The 19,154-nt window shown below is 69.0% G+C and carries 14 protein-coding genes and 2 pseudogenes; 7 read left to right on the forward strand and 9 right to left on the reverse strand.

Going from position 1 to position 19,154, the window contains the following annotated elements:
• Nucleotides 1–21: 21 nt before the first annotated feature.
• Both ACPOLB_RS25825 and ACPOLB_RS25830 read left to right on the forward strand, forming a co-directional pair.
• Nucleotides 22–720 (forward strand): c-type cytochrome, encoded by a 699-nt coding sequence (locus tag ACPOLB_RS25825; RefSeq protein ID WP_425258930.1) that lies wholly within the window; start codon nt 22–24, stop codon nt 718–720.
• 115 nt (nt 721–835) lie between these two features.
• A complete protein-coding gene (locus ACPOLB_RS25830) occupies nt 836–1,165 on the forward strand; it encodes a patatin-like phospholipase family protein (protein WP_425258931.1) in 330 nt (109 codons plus the stop codon).
• A gap of 14 nt (nt 1,166–1,179) precedes the next feature.
• On the opposite strand, the gene ACPOLB_RS25835 is transcribed toward ACPOLB_RS25830, so the two are convergent.
• A complete protein-coding gene (locus ACPOLB_RS25835; protein WP_425258932.1) occupies nt 1,180–1,374 on the reverse strand; it encodes a hypothetical protein in 195 nt (64 codons plus the stop codon).
• 730 nt (nt 1,375–2,104) lie between these two features.
• On the opposite strand from ACPOLB_RS25835, the pseudogene ACPOLB_RS25840 reads away from it, so the two are divergent.
• Nucleotides 2,105–2,418, forward strand: a pseudogene (locus ACPOLB_RS25840) (pirin family protein); the annotation flags it as partial.
• 52 nt (nt 2,419–2,470) lie between these two features.
• Here ACPOLB_RS25840 and ACPOLB_RS25845 read toward each other — a convergent pair.
• The 4 genes from ACPOLB_RS25845 to ACPOLB_RS25860 all read right to left on the reverse strand — a co-directional run bounded on the left by ACPOLB_RS25845 (nt 2,471) and on the right by ACPOLB_RS25860 (nt 6,639).
• Nucleotides 2,471–3,310 (reverse strand): alpha/beta fold hydrolase, encoded by an 840-nt coding sequence (locus ACPOLB_RS25845; RefSeq protein WP_425261978.1) that lies wholly within the window; start codon nt 3,308–3,310, stop codon nt 2,471–2,473.
• 212 nt (nt 3,311–3,522) lie between these two features.
• Nucleotides 3,523–4,980: a catalase gene (locus ACPOLB_RS25850; RefSeq protein WP_425258933.1), complete on the reverse strand. Its 1,458-nt coding sequence runs from the start codon at nt 4,978–4,980 to the stop codon at nt 3,523–3,525.
• A 122-nt stretch (nt 4,981–5,102) separates the two neighbouring features.
• Nucleotides 5,103–5,885: a sensor histidine kinase gene (locus tag ACPOLB_RS25855; RefSeq protein WP_425258934.1), complete on the reverse strand. Its 783-nt coding sequence runs from the start codon at nt 5,883–5,885 to the stop codon at nt 5,103–5,105.
• Between the two features lie 13 nt (nt 5,886–5,898).
• A complete protein-coding gene (locus ACPOLB_RS25860; RefSeq protein WP_425258935.1) occupies nt 5,899–6,639 on the reverse strand; it encodes a DNA-binding response regulator in 741 nt (246 codons plus the stop codon).
• A 336-nt stretch (nt 6,640–6,975) separates the two neighbouring features.
• On the opposite strand from ACPOLB_RS25860, the gene ACPOLB_RS25865 reads away from it, so the two are divergent.
• On the forward strand, nt 6,976–7,611 hold the full coding sequence (locus tag ACPOLB_RS25865) for a response regulator (protein ID WP_425258936.1): 636 nt from the start codon (nt 6,976–6,978) through the stop codon (nt 7,609–7,611).
• A gap of 28 nt (nt 7,612–7,639) precedes the next feature.
• Entirely contained in the window at nt 7,640–10,747 is a 3,108-nt protein-coding gene (locus ACPOLB_RS25870) for a triple tyrosine motif-containing protein (RefSeq protein ID WP_425258937.1), read from the forward strand.
• Here ACPOLB_RS25870 and ACPOLB_RS25875 read toward each other — a convergent pair.
• Nucleotides 10,714–13,746, reverse strand: coding sequence for a sensor histidine kinase (locus ACPOLB_RS25875; RefSeq protein ID WP_425258938.1), 3,033 nt, complete (start codon nt 13,744–13,746; stop codon nt 10,714–10,716). The genes ACPOLB_RS25870 and ACPOLB_RS25875 overlap by 34 nt on opposite strands.
• Nucleotides 13,747–14,877: 1,131 nt before the next feature.
• Nucleotides 14,878–15,189 (reverse strand): hypothetical protein, encoded by a 312-nt coding sequence (locus ACPOLB_RS25880; RefSeq protein ID WP_425258939.1) that lies wholly within the window; start codon nt 15,187–15,189, stop codon nt 14,878–14,880.
• Nucleotides 15,190–15,596: 407 nt separating this feature from the next.
• Here ACPOLB_RS25880 and ACPOLB_RS25885 point away from each other — a divergent pair, with 407 nt between their 5' ends.
• Nucleotides 15,597–15,767 carry a hypothetical protein gene (locus ACPOLB_RS25885; RefSeq protein ID WP_425258940.1) on the forward strand — a complete coding sequence of 57 codons (171 nt, stop codon included), beginning with the start codon at nt 15,597–15,599 and terminating at the stop codon, nt 15,765–15,767.
• A 122-nt stretch (nt 15,768–15,889) separates the two neighbouring features.
• On the opposite strand, the gene ACPOLB_RS25890 is transcribed toward ACPOLB_RS25885, so the two are convergent.
• Both ACPOLB_RS25890 and ACPOLB_RS25895 read right to left on the reverse strand, forming a co-directional pair.
• Nucleotides 15,890–16,414 carry a hypothetical protein gene (locus tag ACPOLB_RS25890; RefSeq protein WP_425262009.1) on the reverse strand — a complete coding sequence of 175 codons (525 nt, stop codon included), beginning with the start codon at nt 16,412–16,414 and terminating at the stop codon, nt 15,890–15,892.
• 116 nt (nt 16,415–16,530) lie between these two features.
• Nucleotides 16,531–17,034: pseudogene (locus ACPOLB_RS25895) on the reverse strand (JAB domain-containing protein); the annotation flags it as partial.
• Between the two features lie 357 nt (nt 17,035–17,391).
• On the opposite strand from ACPOLB_RS25895, the gene ACPOLB_RS25900 reads away from it, so the two are divergent.
• A complete protein-coding gene (locus ACPOLB_RS25900; RefSeq protein ID WP_425258941.1) occupies nt 17,392–18,765 on the forward strand; it encodes a tyrosine-type recombinase/integrase in 1,374 nt (457 codons plus the stop codon).
• The last annotated feature ends 389 nt before the right edge of the window (nt 18,766–19,154 follow it).

Consider the following 19,154-nt stretch of genomic DNA (forward strand, 5'->3'; position numbering starts at 1 on the left):
CCACACCACGGGAGAACATCGATGTCGCGACTGCACCTGCCCCGTCCGGCGCACACCCATCTGGCGTACCTGATCACGCTCGGCCTCGCCGCGCTATCGGCGCTGTGTGCTGCGCTGTGGCCACCCCCTGCACACGCCACAGACACGACGAAGGGGAAGATCCCGGCCGCACCCGATGGGCTGGCGATCGCGGGCCGTGCGTTGGCGGCGGCCCGGTGCGCCGGCTGTCACGGGCTGGACGGCAACTCCATCGACTCGGCCTACCCGAAACTGGCGGGGCAGCTCGAGACTTTCCTGGACCTCCAGCTCCGCAACTATCGCTCGGGTGAACGACCCCATCCCGGGATGGCTGCCGTGTCCCGAACGCTGTCGGACATGGAGATCCGGGCGGTGTCCCGGCACTACGCGGGTCAGGCGCCGATGTGGAGCGAGGGCCCGTTCGACCCGGTCCTGCTCCGGCGCGGCGAGGCCGTCTTCAAGCTCGGCAAGCCGGGCACTCCCGCCTGCCAGTACTGCCACGGGGCCAGGGGGCAAGGGCTGGCGCCGGTGTTCGCACGACTGGCAGGTCAGCATCCGGAGTTCATCGTTGCCTCGTTGCAGCCCTACCGCCGGGAGTCGACGTTCGGCAACCCCTACGCCTACGTGATGAAGGCCGTTGTGCAGGGTTGGACGGACGATGACATCCGTGCCGTCGCTGCCTATGTGGGAAGTCTGCGCTAGACGGAAGAGGAGGCAGCATGCCTTCGCCGTCACCCGTCGCGGGCACCGTCTGCTGCTGCCGTGGCTGCTCTCCGGGCAGATGCTGCTGGCAGCGTGCTCGACCCTCCACTACACCGTGAACGAGCCGCTCGCACAAGGTCGCCCGCATGCTGGCGATGCGATCTGCCATCTGGCGTCCGTCGACGACAGCGACAGCCTCATCGTGCGGGTCGCCTTCTCAGGGGGTGGCTGCCGTGCCGCTGCGTTGGCCCATGCCGTCATGGAGGTGCTGCGCGGCACCCCGAGCATCTGGGACGGCGAGGCCCGCCGCTTGCTCGCAGAGTTGGACTTCATCTCGGCGGTCTCTGGCGGCAGCCTGACCGCCGCCTGCTTTGCCCTGCGTCCAGAGACCTTCTTCCCGCGCTGTGAGTCCGAAGTGCTGGCCATCGACCTGCATCGGCACTGACGGCTCGGATCCCGTCACCGAAGGGGCTCCGGCAACAGACATCCCCGCGTGACGGTCGCAGTGACCTGCTGCAGGACGAACGGGACCGTCGCATCTTTCACGGCGCCCGGTTCGCGGACACTCCCCGGCGCCGCCCGATGGTCTTCATCAATGCCACCGATACCCGCCACGGTGAGCGCTTCGAGTTCAGTCAGGACCAGTTCGACCACCGCTGTTCGGACCTGGATCGTTGTCCTGTCGCGCGCGCGGTGGCGGCGTCGATGGCAGTGCCTCTCCCACTGTCACCGATCCCGCTGTGGAACCACCGTCGGGGCTGCGCAGTGGATTCACCCGCGCTGCCGCTGTCGAGTCACGCAGCCGGCAGTGCCTTCGTGCACCTGGTCGACGGTGGCCTGGCCGACAACATGGGCGTCAGGACACCACTGGAGATCGTGGACGCGCGGGGCGGGCTGGTCGCCTCCGCCGTCGCCGCCGGCTTCCAGGGGGTACGCCAGTGCGTGTTCATCATCGTCAATGCACAGGTCCAGACTGGCCACGCCGAGGACGGGTCAGCAGACACGCCGGGACTCGCACGACAGCTTCGCAGCGTGATCGATGTGCCCGTCGATCGCTACTCCGAGACCAGTCTTCGGGTCCTTGCCGACACCACGTGGCAGTGGTCCCGCGAGCTGCAATCGGTGCCCGAAGGCGAACTGCGTCGCGTGATGGCCAGGGACGCCCGATTCCACGTCATCGAGATCAGCCTGGTGAATGCGCCGACGGGCCCCGAGCGGGATCGGCTTTCGCGCATCCCGACCGCGTTGCGTTCGGAGGAGGGCGACCTGTCTGCCCTGCGCCGCTATGCCCGAAGGACCCTGCAGGACGACCCGCAGTGGCAGCGGGTGCTGCGGGATCTGAACCCCCTGGCGCCTGGTGGCGCTGTCACGACTGGAGGCGACCATGATGGAAATCAGCAGGTCGAACGAGCGCGGAGTGGCCGAACTCGGCTGGCTGAGTACTCGCCACACGTTCTCGTTCGGTCACTACCGCGACCCGCGGCAGCAGGGCCTCTCGGACCTGCTGGTGATCAACGACGACCGCGTGATGCCTGGTCAGGGCTATGGCCGCCATGCACACCGCGACCTGGAGATCTTTTCGTACGTCCTCGAGGGGCGCTCGAACACCAGGACACGATGGGCACCGGCGCCGTCATCCGCCCCGGTGACGTGCAGATGATGAGTGCCGGCTCCGGTCTCGCACACAGCTTGTTCGACGCCGGCTGACGCGATGACCGGGCCCTGGGGGCACCGGTCGTCGTCTGTTCGCTCAGCCCTTGATGAACGCCAGCAGGTCCGCGTTGATCACGTCGGCGTTGACCGTGAGCATGCCGTGCGAGAAGCCGGGGTAGGTCTTCAGCGTGCCTTTCTTCAGCAGCTTGACCGCGAGCTTCGCCGAGTTCTCGATGGGCACGATCTGGTCGTCCTCGCCGTGCATCACCAGGGTCGGCACGCCGATGGCCTTGAGGTCGTCGGTCTGGTCGGTCTCGGAGAAGGCCTTGATGCCGTCGTGATGCGCCTTGGCGCTGCCCATCATGCCCTGGCGCCACCAGTTTTGGATGACACCCGGGTAGACCTTCGCGCCGGGGCGGTTGAAGCCGTAGAACGGGCCCGTCGGGACGTCCAAGAACATCTGCGTGCGGTTGTCGGCCACGCCCTTGCGGAAGCCGTCGAACACCTCCATCGGCAGGCCGCCGGGGTAGGCCGGGGTCTTCAGCATGATGGGCGGCACGGCGGCCACCAGCACCGCCTTGGCCACGCGGCCCGAGGGCTGGCCGTGGCGGGCCACGTAGCGCGCGACCTCACCGCCGCCCGTGGAGTGCCCGATGTGCACCGCATTGCGCAGGTTCAGGTGCTCGACCACGGCGAAGGCGTCGCTGGCGTAGTGGTCCATGTCGTGGCCCTCGCTCACCTGCGCCGAGCGGCCGTGGCCGCGGCGGTCGTGGGCGACGACGCGGAAGCCGCGCTGCACGAAGAACAGCATCTGCGTGTCCCAGTCGTCGGACGACAGCGGCCAGCCGTGGTGGAACATGATGGGCTGGGCGTCCTTGGGCCCCCAGTCCTTGAAGAAGATCTCGGTGCCGTCCTTGGTCATGACAGTGTGGTTCATGGTCGTCTTTCCTTTCGGGTTGCTGCGGCTGTTGGCGCGCGGGGGGGTGGAAGGGGCCTGGGCCGTTGCCAGCGCCGGCACGGAGAGGCCGGCAACGGCCAGCGCGGTGCTGCCCAGCAGTTGCCGGCGGGTGCGGTTGGAGGGAGGGTGGTCGTCCATGGGGAGCTTCCTGGTGGGGTGAGGGCGGGGTGGATGGAGCTGAGGGTGGTGCTTCAGTTCGGGCCTGGACCCAGGGCGGCCAGTGCCAGGGCCACGCCGCGGCCGTAGGCCGGGTCGGCGCGCGTGCAGTGGGCGATGTGGCGCTGCTGCACGTCGGCGCTCGCCGGGCCGAGCGAGTGCGCGGTGTTGTCGAAGAGGCGCTGCTGTTCGGTCGGCGCCATCAGCCGGAAGAGCGCGCCGGGCTGCGCGTAGTGGTCGTCGTCGCCGCGCGCGTCCCAGTGCGTGGCGCTGCCGTGCAGCGCCAGGGGCGGCTCCATCAGCGCGGGCTGGTCGATCCACTCGCCGTGGCTGTTGGGCTGGTAGCCGATCGTGCGGCCCTGGTTGCCGTCCACGCGCATCGCGCCGTCGCGGTGGTAGATGTGGAAGGGGCAACGCGGCGCGTTGACCGGAATCTGGTGCGCGTTCACGCCCAGCCGGTAGCGGTGCGCGTCGCCGTAGCTGAACAGGCGCCCCTGCAGCATCTTGTCGGGCGAAAAGCCGATGCCCGGCACGATGTTCGCCGGCGAGAACGCGGCCTGCTCGACGTCGGCGAAGTAGTTCTCGGGGTTGCGGTTGAGCTCCAGCACGCCCACTTCGACGAGCGGGTAGTGCCGATGCGGCCAGACCTTGGTGAGGTCGAAGGGATTGAACGCGCAGGCGTCGGCCTGCGCTTCCGTCATGAACTGCACCGCCAGCGTCCATCGTGGAAAGTCGCCGCTCTCGATGGCGTCGAACAAGTCGCGCTGCGCGCTTTCGCGGTCGCGCGCGACGATCGCCTCGGCCTGGGCATCACTGAGGTTGCGGATGCCCTGCTGGCTCTTGAGGTGGAACTTGACCCAGGTGCGCTCGTTGCGGGCGTTGATGAAACTGAAGGTGTGGCTGCCGAAGCCATGCATGTAGCGGTAGCCGTCGGGCAGGCCGCGGTCGCCCATCACGTAGGTCACCTGGTGCAGGGCTTCCGGGAGCAGGGTCCAGAAGTCCCAGTTGCTCTGGGCGCTGCGCAGGTTGGTCCGCGGGTCTCGCTTGACGGCATGGTTCAGGTCGGGAAAGCGCAGCGGGTCGCGCAGGAAGAAGACTGGCGTGTTGTTGCCGACCAGGTCCCAGTTGCCTTCCTCGGTGTAGAACTTGACGGCAAAGCCTCGGATGTCGCGCTCCGCATCGGCGGCACCGCGCTCGCCGGCGACGGTCGAGAAGCGCACGAAGACCTCGGTGCGCTTGCCCAAGGCGCCAAAGAGCCGGGCCTTGGTGTGCCGCGTGATGTCTTGCGTGACCGTGAAGTGGCCGAAGGCGCCGGAGCCCTTGGCGTGCATGCGGCGTTCGGGGATCACCTCGCGGTCGAACTGCGCCAGTTTCTCGAGCAGCCAGATGTCCTGCAGCAGGACCGGTCCACGTGGGCCGGCGGTCTGCGAGTTGGTGTTGTCGACGACGGGCGCGCCGTTGGAGTGCGTCAAGGGTGGCAGTGGGGTGTTCATGGGGGCGTGGCCGGGGCGGTTGTGGTGTGGACGACTCTAGGAATCGCGTCCGCGCCTGGCAGCGGCACGAAGGAGGAGTGCGATCTCGCCCCTTGGAATGGGGTGTTGGCGCCCAGGCGCGCTCAGTCGCCGTCTGGCTGCCACCATCGCCGCACCGGCAGCGCGTAGGCCTGGACCGCCGGCACTTGCAGCAACAGCTCGGTGCCAGCGGTTCTGCGCTGGCGCAGGGTCAGTTGCGCGCCGATGCGACGGGCGCGCTCGTGCAAGCCGGCAATGCCCCAGTGAGCGTCGCGCCCCGCGGCTTCCGGCACCGCCGCCTCGATGCCGCGGCCATCGTCGCGTACCGCCAGGACCAGCTCACCGGGGTCGAAGTGCACCGTGACGCGCACGTTGTCCGGCTGTCCATGCTGGAGTGCGTTGAACAGGGCCTCGCGCGCAATGCAGTAGGCCTCCTCGCGCACGCCTGCGTGCAGCGCGCGCGGTGCGCCCAGGGTCGCGAGCTCGATGCGCACGGCGGGCACCTCGACCGCCACCGTCTGCACCAGCCGCGTCAAGGACTCGACGAGCGAGCTGCACGCGGCAGACCCGCGCAGCGCGCGCGCCCGGTCGCGAGACTCGGCGAGTGCGTCGCTCGCGCGGCGCAGTGCCAGCTCGAGCCGGGCGCGCGGCGGCGAGCCAGCCGGCACCTGGTTGGCGGCGGCGCGAACCTGCAGGGAGATGGCGGTCAGGCTCTGCAGAAGGGTGTCGTGCAGCCCATGGGCCATGCGCTCGTGAGCCTGCCGATCGGCTTCGAACGCCGCGCGCAGCCTGGCTGACACCACGCGCACGCGCCAGCGGTGCAGCAGCGCCAGCAGGGCCAGGCCGGCCAGCAGCGCGCCGGCGCATTGCGCCAGATCGCCCGCCATGTCGGGCCCGTGCTCAGACGCCGGCGATCGAAGCTGCCGACGCAGCGGCGGCGGGGTGCGCCCATGGCGGTGCGGCCACACTGGCGTGCACGCCGACTGCGTACCGTGCGACTTCCCCGGCCAGCAGTCCGCGCTGGCTGGCGATGATGACGGCCTCGGTGCGATTGCTGGCCCGCAGCTTGTCGAGAATGGCTTTCATGTGGCATTTCACGGTGCCCAGCTCGACGCGCAGCCGTGCCGCGATGACCTTGTTCGCGCAGCCCTGCGCCGCCAGCTGCAGCACCTCGCTTTCGCGGGGCGTGAGTCGCTCGCCCAGCAGGTCCTCCAGCAGGCTGCAGGCCAGCGCTTCGGTCACGTGCCGCATGCCCCTGTGGACCTTGCGCACCGCGTCGATGATCTCGTCCGACGGGCTTGTCGTGGTGAGGTACCCTGCGACGCCGATCTTCAGCGCGCTCCGCATCTCTGCCTGGGTCACGCGCCCGGTCACGATCATCACGCGGACAGTCGGCGTGCGCGTCGAGCCCTCGACCTGCTGCGCGGCCCGGGCCAGCCAGACACCGCTGTCGTAGTCGGCGACGACGACATCCACGTCCTGCGCGTGCAGCTCGGGCAGCAGGCCGGCGTCGCGTGCGGGTGCGCGGCGGAGCGCCACGACCTCCATGCCAGGTTGCCGTGCCAGCGTGGCCGTGAGCCCAGCGTCGACCAGATGCTCCGCATGCGCCACCACGATCCTGATCCGCGGCTGTTCTGCCATGTTCGACTCCTGAAGCTGATGTTGTCTGCACGGCAGTGTGTGCCGGCAGCCCGACTTGCACACGGCTCCGGCAGGGCGACGCGCGGCGACCCTTCCGGGGGGGGGCTGCGCGCACGGCGATCCATTCCGGCGGATGGTTTTGACGCCGGTCCCTGTGTGCAGCGGGTAACATCCTGCTGCGCGGCTGCGATGCCGCCGGCGGCTGCGCGAGCACGGCCCGGTTTGTGCGCGCTGCCGTGCTTCAACTGTCTTGACCGCTGGCCGCTGGGGGGCGGGATCTCCACCCAGGTCAGGCCTCTCCTGGTGTGCCAACTCGATGTGGAGGGGTGAGTCGTGATGGGTTCACAAGAGACACCGGTTGTCTCGGTGTTGGCGGTGGATGACCATGCGTTGCTGCGCGAGGGCATCGCAGCCGTGATCGATGGCGAACCCGGGCTGCACTACGCCGGTGGTGCGGGCACGGCGCGCGAAGGGCTGACTCTGTTCCGGTCGCTGCGACCCGACGTGACCTTGTTGGACATCCAGCTGCCGGACATGAGCGGCATCGACCTGCTGGCGGCCATCCGGCAGGAGCGCCCGGATGCCCGCATCATCGTGCTCACGACCTACCGCGGCGACGCGCTGGCCTCGCGCGCGCTGAAGGCCGGCGCTTTGGGCTACCTCCTGAAAAGCATGCTGCAGAGCGACCTGGTCACCGCCGTGCGGGCGGTGCATGCAGGCCGCAAGTACGTGCCGGCGGAAATCGCCATGGAGCTCTCGGCCCGGCTGGGCGACCAGGAGCTGTCGGCGCGCGAGCTGGAAGTGCTGCGCATGGTGGCTGCCGGCAGCTCGAACAAGCGCATCGGCATGCATCTGGGCATCTCGGAGCAGACCGTCAAGGGCCACCTCAAGAACATCCTCGGCAAGCTTTCAGCCAACGACCGCACGCATGCCGTGACCATCGCGGTGCAGCGCGGCATCATCGCCGTGTGAGGGCCGCGTCCGACAACCCTTTTGGGGCATGTCAGCGGGCAGGGGCTGCGGTATACCGCCTGGCATGCCGGCACGCTGCCCTTCGAGCCTTCCCGCGCTGGCGGCAGGGTCCTCACGGTCGATGACGCGCGGGTCCGCCATGCTGCGATGGCTCTGCCTGGCGCTGCTCGCCGCTCTGGTTCTTCCTGCGGCGCAGGCCCTCGACCGCGATCTGACGCTGTCGCAGTTCCATCACTCGAGCTGGACCGACAAGGATGGTGCTCCGCTCGCCACCTGGGAGCTGGAGGAAACGCCTGACGGCTGGCTGTGGCTCGGCGGCCGGCGTGGCCTGTACCGTTTCGACGGCCTGCAATTCGAACGCTTCGAGCTGGCGTCCGGGTCGCCCTTGCCGTCAGTCGGCGTGACGCGCCTGCTCACCGCGCCGACAGGCGACCTCTGGCTCACGCTGCGGGGCGGTGGGATCAGCCGCATACGCGGCGATGCCGTCACCCACTACGGCACGGCCGAAGGTCTGCCTCCGCGATCTGTGCAGGCGATCGCCATCGACCTCGACGGTGCCGTTTGGGCCATCACGACCGTCGAGCTCCTGCGATTCGACGGCAGCCGGTGGGTGCGCATCGACGCCGCCTGGGGTCTGGCGCCAGATGACCTGCAGCCGCAGGGTCTGCTGGTCGACGCCTGGGGCACCTTGTGGCTCGACGAGGCCCGCGGGGCCTGGGCCCTGCGGCGCGGTGCGGCGCGTTTCGAGCGGGTGCCGGCTGGCCTCGGCGGCTACAGCTTGCAGACCATCGATGGCCGGCTCTGGGCCCTGGGCGACCGTCACTTGCGGCCTGCCCCGGTGCTCGATGCGGTTGCCGCGAAGTCCGGCAACCCGTGGCTCGGCCGCCGCCACAGCTCGAGACTGGTCGATCGGAACCGCAACCTGTGGACGGCCTACTGCGAGGCCGGCATCTGTCGTTCACGCCTTCCGGCCGTCATGCCCGATGCCGCGGTCGCAGTGCCGCTGGTCGAAGAGCGCTTCGACAGCCGCGATGGTCTGTCGGGCGACTTGGCCAGCCACTTCATCGAGGACCGCAACGGCAGCCTCTGGGTGGCGACGCAGACCGGCCTGGACCGTTTCCGGCGCAGCCTCTTCGTGCCCGTGGACACAGCCGACGGCAACGCCAGGCTCTTGCTGCCCGAGCCCGACGGCAGCGTCACGGTGCTGGGCGCCGGCTCCAGCACCTACAGGGAACCACGGCGCTGGCGCGTCGACCGCCAGGCCGAAGCCTTGCCGCTGGAGCGGCTGGTCGAAGTCGTGCACCGCGACCGCGACGGCCGCGTGTGGATGGCGGGTGCCGAAGGCCTGACGCTGCATGGCAAGGCGGGCAGCCACACCCCCTGGCCGGACATGATCGAGCGCCCCGGCTATCCGTCGATCGCCAGCGATGCCGGCGGCCTGTGGATCGCGTCCGATGGGGCGCCCTTGTTGCGTTACGAGCCCGATAAGGGCCGCTTCGTCGAGCCCGACCCGCCCGAACTGCGGCAGCTGCGCCCGAGCGTCGTGGCCGTTGGCCCCGATGGGCGCCTCTGGTTCGGTGTCGGCGAGAACCGCGTGCTCGGTGGCCAGGGCGGGCGCTGGCGCAGTTACACAGCAGACGACGGGCTCGACGTCGGCAGCGTGACCTCGCTGTATGCCGGCGCCCAGACCTTCGTCGTCAGCGAGCTTGGCGTGGCGCTGCTGCACGGCGATCGCTTCCACCGCATCGCACTCGACGACGCAGAAGCCCTCGCTGGCGTCGACAGCATCATCGAGACCCCCGACGGACAGGTCTGGTTCAACGCGCTGAAGGGTGTCGTGCGGGTGTCGGTATCGGAACTCCTGCACCAGGTGCGCGACACGCAACACCACGTGCGCTATCGCTTGTTCGACGCCCTCGATGGCCACAGCGGCGGTGTACAGCGAGGTGTGGGCACCGGCACCGCCGCACTCGGCGCCGATGGCCGGCTGTGGTTCATCACTTCGCCTGGCCGGGTGGTCTGGCTCGACCCGCGGCGCCTGGACGACCCGGTGCCGGCACCGATGGCAGCCGTGCGCAGCCTGGAGGCCGCCGGCAGGCTCTACCGGCCCGGGCAGGCCATCGAGCTGCCCGCGCTGACGCAGGGCCTCAACCTGCGCTACACCGCACTGGGTGCCGCCATCCCCGAGCGCGTGCGTTTCCGCTACCAGCTGGAGGGCCTGGAAACCACATGGACCGAAGCTGGCCCGCGTCGCGAGGTGAGCTATGCCAATCTGGGGCCAGGGGCCTATGTCTTCCGCGTGCAGGCGGGCACGAGCGATGGTGTCTGGGCCGAGAGCCCTGCGACGCTGGCCTTCAGCATCCGCCCGGCCTTCTTCCAGACCGCTGCCTTCCAGGTGCTGTGCGCCTCGGTCGCTGTCGGGCTGCTTTGGCTGCTCTTCTGGTTGCGCGTGCGCCAGGTGGAGGCGCGCGCCCAGCAGCAGCTGAGCGTGCGCCTGAACGAGCGCGAGCGCATCGCGCGCGACCTGCACGACACGCTGCTGCAAGGCGTCACCGGGCTCACGCTGCACGTTCGCGCCGCCGCGAGCCAGGTGGCGCCGGACTCGCCGGTGCGTGCACGGCTGGAGCACGCGCTGACGCGCGCCGACGAGGTGATGGTCGAGGGCCGCGAACGCGTGGGCGCGCTGCGGCGCGCGCAGACCGAAACCGACGAGCTGGAAGCACGCCTGCGCCATGCCGCCGAGGCACTGGCCGCGCAATGGGGCGGGCCGACGACACACGCGCTGGTGGTCACTGGCACGCCGCGCCCGCTGCATGCCGCCATCGCCGACGAGGCCTACTGGATCGTCCGCGAGGCACTTGCCAACGCATGCCAGCACGCACGGGCGCAGCACATCCATCTGCGCATCAACTACGGCCCCAAGGCGCTCGTACTCGAAGTGGGCGATGACGGTACTGGCTTCGACACCGCCGCGCCGCGCCCGCCCGGCCACTTCGGCCTGACCGGGCTGCAGGAGCGCGCCGCGCGCATCGAGGCGCTTCTGGAGTTGCGCAGCGGCGCCGGCGGCACCGTCGTCACGCTGACGGTGCCTGGTGCGCTGATCTATGCCGGCGCGGCCTTGTTCGCGGGCGTGTAGGCGGTGGCAGCGCCGACGCAGAGCGTCACGGTGGTGCCCTGGTCGCCGCTGCGCAGGTTCAGCTGGCCGCCAATGCGGGCAGCCCGCTCGCGCATGCCGGCCATGCCGAAGTGGCCAGGCCGTTCGAGCCCGGCGTCGGTGCCGCTCGGGAAGCCACGCCCGTCGTCCTGCACCTTCAGGCGCAGCGCGTCGCGGTCATAGGCCAGCCGCACCAGCACGTTGCGCGCACCGGCATGGCGCAGCGCGTTGGTCAGCGCCTCGCGGGCCACGCGCTCGGCCTCTTCGGACACCAGCACGTTCAGCTCGCGCGGCGTCCCCTCCACCATGAGTTCGCAGCGCGGCCCCGGCCAGGCGTCTGCGAGCGTGCGGCAAGCGTTCGCCAGCGCGGTCTCGAGTGGCACGGAGGCGCCCTGGTGCAGGCGCAGCTCGGTCACGCGATCGCGGCCTTCGACCATCACCTCGTTGGCGCGCGTCAGCGCCAGCTCGAGCCGCTCGCGCAGCGGCGTGCCTTCCTGCACCTGGTTGGCAGCTGCGCGCACGTGCAGCGTGAGGCCCGTGACGCTCTGGATCAGCGTGTCGTGCAGCTCACGCGCGATGCGCTCGCGTTCCTGCAGCCGGGCCTGCATGCGGCGGCGCAGCTGGGCGGAGATCTGCCAGACGCGCAGCCTGTAAAGCAGCCACAGCGCAGCGGCCGTGCTGCCCATCGCCAACGCAGCAAACCACCGGGTCTGCCAGTAGGCGGGTGGCACGCTGAAGGCCAGCGATGCGCCGGTTTCGTTCCACACGCCGTCGTTGTTGCTCGCGATGACCCGGAAAACGTAGTCTCCCGGGCCGACGCGCGTGTAGCTGGCCTCGCGGCGACCGCCGGCGTCGCGCCATTCGGTGTCGTAGCCCTCGAGCTTGTAGCGGAACCGAACGCGCTGTGGCACCGTCAGGCTGGTCGCCGTGTAATCGATGCGCAGATCGGCCTGGCCGACGGGCAATGCAGTGCCATCGCCCGCGTCGACAGGCCTGCCGTTGGCAGACAGCGAGCGGATGATGACGGCGGGCGCCAGCGGATTCCGGCGCAGATGCGCGGGGTCGATGACGAACAGGCCGCTGGGCAGGGCGGCCCACAGGCGGCCATCACCGGCTTCGACGAGCGAGGGCAGGGGCCGGATCTGGCTGGCGCTGCCGAGCAGGCCATCATTGGCATCGAAGCGCTGCACCCGCACCGTGAAACCAGGGTCGGCCAGTGCGCGCTGCCAATCGGCTGGTTCGATCAGGCTCAAGCCGTTGGCGGCATTGATCCAGAGCTGGCCCGATGCGGTCTCGATGACGCCCGTGATCACGGTCGTGTCGCCCAGGCCGCGCAGCGCCGGTGTTCTCATGCTGGTGCCGTCGAATAGCGCCAACCCGTGCTGGCCGCCCAGCCAGACACGTGGACCACGTCCGTAGATGGCCGTGATTGCACCGATGTCCAAGCCGTTCGCAGGGCCGAACGTCAGCTCGGTGTCGCCGTCCACGCGGCTTGCACCGCGGTCGACATAGCCAATCCACAGCCGGCCGTCGGCATCATTGCCCATCGACATGATGCGGTCGCGTGGACCCTCGGGCTGGCGCAACCAGCGGTCGCCAACGCGTCGGTACGTGCCCTTCACAACCAGATGCATCCACAGTGCGCCCGATCGGTCCTTGGCGATCGCGTGAATGGGCGCGAAGACTGCAGCCCGCCTGTCATCCCCGATATCGGGCCGCGGGATCTCGATCGGATCGCGGCGGCCGTCGATCTTCCACAGGCCATTGCGTGAGCCGATCCAGACCACGCCGTCGCGATCCCGATGCAGGTGCGACGCATGCTGCGCGATGTGCGGGAACGACTGGACGGAGGCGCCCACCTTGTAGAGACCGCCGGAACTGCTGGTCGCCCATACATCGGCCCCGTCGGCGGGCGCAACGCCCACGGCGCCCACGCCGCTGCCGAGATCGATACGCCGAATGTTGGCCTCGGTGAATTGATGCAGGCCGCCAGCGGTGCCGAGCCAGACGTTGCCCTCCCGATCCTCGAGGAAGCTGAAGAACTCGCCCGTGAGGCCCTGCGCGGCAGTGAAGGCCTCGACGGTGGGGCTGCCACCGTGTCCTGGATGCCACGTGATGCGCGCGAGGCCCTCGCCCGTGCGAACCCACAGCCCACCACCGGTGTCGAACCAGTGCAGGTCGCCGGTAGGTGGCAGGGGAATCTGCTCCCGATCGGGCGAAGCGCGAAAGGCCGTGCCCTGGCGCACCAGGGCTCCGAGCCGCTGCCGTTGGAAGTCGGCAGCCCAGACCCGGCCATCCGGGGCCCGCGACAGGAACGGGAACAGCGGCAGTGCTGCCTCGGCCCTGTGGAAGGCTGTTGCGCCCCTCTGCCACACGAAGGCGCCGGTCTTCGCAGTGACCCAGACGTTGTCCTCCGCATCGCGCACGAGGGTGCGGTAGGGCAACATCTCGCCGTCGAGGGGCATGGTCCGCCAGACCCCGGCCCGCAGGCGCGCCACGCCGCCCGTGAACGCCGCCCAGAGGTCGCCATCGGCGTCCTGGGTGAAGGCCCAGGCGTTGCCGCCGGGCAGACCATCGGCCACGGTGTACTGCCGGAGTCGATTGCCCTGGAGCACGCTCAGGCCGCCGAAGCGGTAGCCGATCACCAGGGCGCCTGACTGCGTGGTGTGCAGTGCCGTGATGCTCGCGCCCAGCAAAGTCTGTCCCCCGAGAGTCGCGATGCGCTCGAAGCGAACGCCATCGAACCGGAAGAGGCCACCCCCTGTGCCCAACCAGAGGAATCCATCGGGCGTCTGGGTCAGCGCCACGATGTTCGCCGGCGCCCCGGCGTCGCTGCGCCAGACCGTGTGGTGCAGCGCGGACAGGCGTACCGAGGGGTCGATGGCGTGCGCGGCGACGGGCAGGAGCAGCCACACCAGGGCCGAGCGGGCGATGGCTGCCTTCCAGCGGCGCCGTACCGTGTGCAACCACTCGTCGTCCAACCTGTCCCTCGCTCCCGCCTGCGTGCGGCCACGCCATGGTAGCGACCGCCACGAACCGATCTCCACAGACCTATCGTGCAAGGAACCGGGGCCCGCTGCACCCCTCCAAAGAGTCGGCACACCTGTTCGGACGCGAGCGAGGCCCGATGCGAGCGCACCTCGACGGCGATGTTGCCTTGGGCGCGTCCGGCCCCCACGCCCTGATGCGCTCTGTTGCGATCTCGCGCTGGAACGGGTGCGGGTCCATCACGGGCCGAAGCTGTCCGACATCGACGAGCCTGGCGGCTTCGCTCAGGAAGTGGCCAGGGTTCTTGCGTTCCTTGTCGTTGAGCATGGCCAGGAGCAACGGCACGTCGGAGCAGGTTGATGCGCGGAAGGACCGGGGGATCGGGCGTGCGTGCCCCGGCCGAAGCAAGCAATCATGTGGCCGCCGTACATGCGCACAGCATGGCACTACGCATCCAGCATCGCCCTCGACGCCCAGTTCGTCGTCTTCAGCGACGTCGGCTCGATCCGGCCAGTTGGCGGCGGATGACCTGAAGGCGCTGCCGGTGCGCAGGGTGTGCTGCAGCAGATCGAGTCAGGCTGCTGCGCGTCGGAGCTGCGGCAGATCGAGGGGGACTGGAGTGTCACTCGGCACCGCATCACGCGCGGCTTGCCCCAAGCACTTCCTGGCGCCTTCGTGGCACCGACCCACCACCGAACCCGCGCTGCGCGCGCACCAGTTGTAGCCCGAACTGCCATGTCCTCGGCCCTCGAGATCACCACCTCGGTCGGTCAAGGGCCCGACGCTGGCCGCCTGCATCGCCACCAACCGGAATATCGATGTGTGGATGCTGCGCTCGCTGGAATGCAGGTCTCACTGGCTCGCCGTCGCGACGACCACGATGTCGTCGATGCGCTGATCTGGGCTGCCGCGGCAGCGCGCGAGGCCATGAGCCAGCCCTGGGTGGACGAGGCGACTTGCCCACCCATGCCTTGGTGCGTCAGGCGACGGTGTCGTGGACCGTCTGCGAGGTGGGACACGCCTTGCTGGCTCGATGCCGAAGACACCGGCTGCCCGCGCTGGCCGGGCAGGAGGCCGACGCGTTGGTCGGCCGCAGCGCCGTTCACATGAACGGCGCAGCCCGCTCAGTTCCGGCTGGCATGCACCGCCGCATGCGAACGCTGCGACAGCTCGGCCACCAGTGTGGCGTACTGCGGCGACGCGATCAGCCACTCGTACCTGGCCTGCGCCTTGCGGTACTCGGGGGCGTGGAAGTCGGTGCTGCCTTCGCCGCGGTTCAGCTCCTGCAAGCCTGCAAGCCGCCACATGTGGAGGTCCGCGAGAACCTCGGCCCGCGCCACCTTCGACACGGGCAGCGGGATGTCGTCGGGGACCTTGATCGTGATGGTCTGGGTCTGGGCCTGGGCCACGCCTGCGAGCAGGGCGATGGCGAGCACGGATGTCAACTTCGAAGCTTTCATGATCAACCTTCTGAAGAGTGGTGGGTTGCGCACCTCGGGCAGGCCAGGGAGATGTGTTGCCGTCGGTACGGGTTGAGACGATGTCCTGGCTGGAGCGAAGATAGAGAGCGCCTCCTTCGCGCGAGCCTCTACTAAGACGGTCGCGTCCGTACCCCCTCCGTGCGCCACGACGACCGGGCAGCGGCACTGGGTGCGGCGTCGGGCGACCTTGGCCCGCCTGCTCGCAGCCACGTCACGGTGTGCTCATGGCAGACGTCGCACCTGCACCTTCGGGCCATGTGCAGACGCCTTGCTGGCGCCATGCTCAGGCCCAGGCCTCCGGGGCACCGGCCCGCAGGGCCAGACCTCCGGAGGCAGTCGCGTCCAACCCAGGAGAACACGACATGCGATGGCTCGATTCCCCACGACGTCCGGTCCTGCCGGCGCACGGCAGCCGGCGCCTGACCTCGGCGCGCCTGCGTCGTTCCACGCCGCTGCCCAACCTCCTGGCCACCACCTGGTCGGGACGCTTGCTGGCGCGCCTGACCCGGCTCTTCACAGGCCGCCTCTCCTGACCGCCCCAACGATTGCGGCGGCGGTCGCCGCCTTGCACTGCGGAGGTCCTCATGCCTGTTCGAGCGCTGCTCTCCCAGCGGCCGCGACCGCCGTTGGGGTTCCTTGCAGAGGCGCCGCACGATCATCGCGTCGACAGGTTGGGCCAGCGGCACGTAAGCCCGTACCTGCGCCAGCCACGCATCGAGATCGTCGACGTCGTCGCCGCACGGCATGATCGGCGTGCAGGGTTCAACGGTGAGCGTCGTGGTGGCGGTCCTGTGTGAGTGAACACATAGGTCTGTTGCGAACAGTGGGGGCGGCGTGCCTCTCCCCGCCGCGCCGATCGGGCCGTCGCGTCCTCGCCGGTCGAGCAGAGATAGGCGTCGGTGCCGGGTTCCAGCAGGATGACCTGGGGCGACCGCCCGGGCAGGCGCCGCATGTTCACCATGCCCAGTTCCTGCAGCCGCATCAGGGCGCCGTAGGCCGCGTCCCGGCTGACGTGGCCCGCGGCCAGCATGCGTCTCGTTAGCAGCAGGCAGGGCTTTCCGCTCTCCGAGCAGCGGGCGAGGAGCAGCAGAGCAAGGTGCAGGGCCTTGCCGTTGGTGACGCTGGCGCGCTGCAGCCAGCGCATGGCGTTGAGGCTTTTGGCGCGGGCAGGGTGCGGCATGGGCCAGTCCGGTGTTGATGGCATCGATCTGTTCCACGCCGCTGCAGCGGCGAGAGCAGGCCGCGCTCGGCCATCGAGACTGGTTCTGCCGTGCCCGCTACGATGAAGTGATCGAGCAGCTTGACGTCGATAGGGCCCAAGGCCTGCCTGAGGGGGTGCGTCAGGTGCTCGTCGGCGCGGCTGGACTCCCCGCTGCCGCTCGGGTGGTTGTGCGCCAGCACCACGGCGGCGGCGTTGCGCGCCAGCGCCAGCTTGAGGACTTCCCGCGGGTAGACCGAGGTCTGCGTGAGCGTGCCGCGGAACAGCTCGACGAGATCGAGCAGTTGATGCCGGGTGTTCAAGAGCAGAACAACGAAGGTCTCGTGTTGAAGGTCGGCAAAACGAAGACGACGCAGGGCGCGGATGTGGTCAGGGCTGTCCGGCATGCCCGCTTCCTGCAGCGACTCGGCCAGCGCGCGGCTGCGATTCGTGGACGGCGTTTTCGTTGGGCAACAGGCCGAAGATCGCGGCCAGGGGCGGCCGGCCAGGCCACTGGCGACTTCGTCGCCGAGGATGATGGCCATGAGGTCGTGGTCAGCGCGATGGCGAAGGGGGATGCATGGCATGTGAATGGGGCGCATGGTGGTCAGCCCATGCCCTGCAAGCGGCACAGGCGCTGGCAGCAGAAAGCCCCCGGACACCTTGCGGTGGCCGGGGCGGCGGTGATCGGAGCAGATCACGGAAATCTATGGATGGGGGCTGCGCGGCTCGACGCTATGGGATGGGGCGGTGGCGTCGTGGCCGCGGCGCACTCCCGGTCCCGCATCGTCCGCAGTCGCGTTAGTCGGTGTTTTGCGGGATCTTCTGGGATTTCTTGGAATTGACTACAACCCTTGTAAATCAATAGGGTACGCATCATTCTTTGTGTCAGAGGGTCCCGATCAACAGCATCCGAGCTCAAAATTTTCTCGGACACCAGTCGGACACGGAACCCGTAGATGCCGCTCCTGACCGTCAGGGCGATCGACGCCCAGAAGCCTCGCGCGCGGCCCTACAAGCTCACGATCGATCGCGGCCTGCAACTGCGCATCGCTCCGGATGGCGCTCGTACGCTGCTCGTCCGCTACACCGTGAAGGGCTCGGAGGTCGAGCGCCAGTACCGGTTGTCGCAGGAGTACGGCGAAGGTCCAGGACAACTGAAGCTGGCAGCAGCCTGCGCTGAGGCTGCGCGCATCCGAGCGCTTGCGCGCGATGGAGTGGACTGGCCAGCGCAGGAGGAAGCAAGACTTCGGGCTGAGGCGACGGCACGCGAGCAGGCGGATCGGCAAGACGGGCTGACCGTGGCGAAGGCACTTCGAGAGTACGTCGAGAACAAGCGACGCGCGAAGGATGGCCTGCCGCTGAAGGCGCGCACAAAAGCTGACTATCTCGCCATGATCGAGCCGGGCCGAACATCCAAGACCGGCAAGCAATTCGCCGACGGCGAGCTGTACCCGATCGCTGAGAAGCTGCTGCCGAAGCTCACAGCCGATGACATTCGCGGCGTCCACACCGCACTGATGAAGATCTCTCAGCGGCAGGCCGTCTATGCGATGCAAGTGCTGCGGGCGATGCTTCGCTGGCATGGTGTCGTGGTCCCTGGCAACCCATTGGGGCGAGACACTGCGGGCCGTGATCGCATCGTTCTCGCTTCATCCCCGGGGAACCCGTCACCGATTCCACCCGAACGATTGGGGGCCTGGTGGCGGGCGTCGGCAGTCGCACCGTCCCGGGTCGCCGCCGACTACTACCGCTTCCAACTGCTGACCGGGTGCCGAGGCGGCGAGATCCACGGCAACAAGCGCTATGGCTATGAGCCCATCAAGGTCGGTGATGTCGACCGCCAGGTGGGCAAGCTCGTGCTGCGAGACACGAAGAACCGGAGCGACCACAAGCTGCTGTTGTCTCGACAGGCGCTGGAGATCGCGCAGCGGCACTGCACTGGCAAGAAGCCCGAGGACCCGTTGTTCCCGATCGTTGACGCGCGCAAGACACTTGCATGGATTGATGCTCGCGCCGGAACCTCTGTTCAAGGGCATGGTCTGCGCGCGACCTTTGCGAGCATTGCCGAGGAACTGGTTTCTGGCGGCGCGCTGAAGCGCATGCTGAACCACGCGGCAGGGGGTGATGTCACGCTGGGCCACTACGTCGGCAAGAGCGAGGCGCAGTTGCGGGCGGCATGGCAGGCCGTGGCTGACTTCATCGAAGCCGCCGCCGGCGTTGAGGCGGATCCACCCCCTTCGTCCCCGGTCCGCACGAGTGTGCAGCACGCCCGTCGGCGACTTTCGAAGGCATCGGTTCCAGGTCGTGCTGTCGTTCGATCCGCGCACTGACGGCAGGCAAGCGACTCGGCAGGTGTGCCAGCGTGTCGGTTCGTCGGCCCGCAACGGTCGCTCGCCCTGCGTATGCAGGTGACTGACCTCGACCCAAAGGAGCCGACGGCGGGTGTCTCAGCGAGCGACCGGTCTACCCTGGAACTCGACCTTCGCCGACGCCGCGGAGAAAGTCAGGGACGTCGCCAGCGGTCAGACGCAGGTGGCGATCACCGGCCTGGTGACGCTGCTTGGCCCGGCCATGATGGCTCTGTCCGATGGCGAGCAGCAGGGGTCATCGCCGGCATTGCGGCGGGCGCGGCCGCGGTCCGCACGAGCGTCATGCTGCCGTCGCCGCTGCAGCGCATGCTGTAACGCAGGGGCGGACTCGGAGCTGGGCCCGCACGCCC

The organism is Rubrivivax soli (assembly GCF_049810355.1).
GTDB lineage: Bacteria > Pseudomonadota > Gammaproteobacteria > Burkholderiales > Burkholderiaceae_C > Rubrivivax.

Coding starts and splice junctions, on each gene's coding strand:
- ACPOLB_RS25845 (WP_425261978.1), bottom strand. CDS start 3,310: ATGAACCACACTGTCATGACCAAGGACGGCACCGAGATCTTCTTCAAG.
- ACPOLB_RS25855 (WP_425258934.1), bottom strand. CDS start 5,885: ATGGCGGGCGATCTGGCGCAATGCGCCGGCGCGCTGCTGGCCGGCCTG.
- ACPOLB_RS25860 (WP_425258935.1), bottom strand. CDS start 6,639: ATGGCAGAACAGCCGCGGATCAGGATCGTGGTGGCGCATGCGGAGCAT.
- ACPOLB_RS25885 (WP_425258940.1), top strand. CDS start 15,597: ATGCGATGGCTCGATTCCCCACGACGTCCGGTCCTGCCGGCGCACGGC.
- ACPOLB_RS25825 (WP_425258930.1), top strand. CDS start 22: ATGTCGCGACTGCACCTGCCCCGTCCGGCGCACACCCATCTGGCGTAC.
- ACPOLB_RS25870 (WP_425258937.1), top strand. CDS start 7,640: ATGTCAGCGGGCAGGGGCTGCGGTATACCGCCTGGCATGCCGGCACGC.
- ACPOLB_RS25900 (WP_425258941.1), top strand. CDS start 17,392: ATGCCGCTCCTGACCGTCAGGGCGATCGACGCCCAGAAGCCTCGCGCG.
- ACPOLB_RS25865 (WP_425258936.1), top strand. CDS start 6,976: ATGGGTTCACAAGAGACACCGGTTGTCTCGGTGTTGGCGGTGGATGAC.
- ACPOLB_RS25850 (WP_425258933.1), bottom strand. CDS start 4,980: ATGAACACCCCACTGCCACCCTTGACGCACTCCAACGGCGCGCCCGTC.
- ACPOLB_RS25890 (WP_425262009.1), bottom strand. CDS start 16,414: ATGCCGCACCCTGCCCGCGCCAAAAGCCTCAACGCCATGCGCTGGCTG.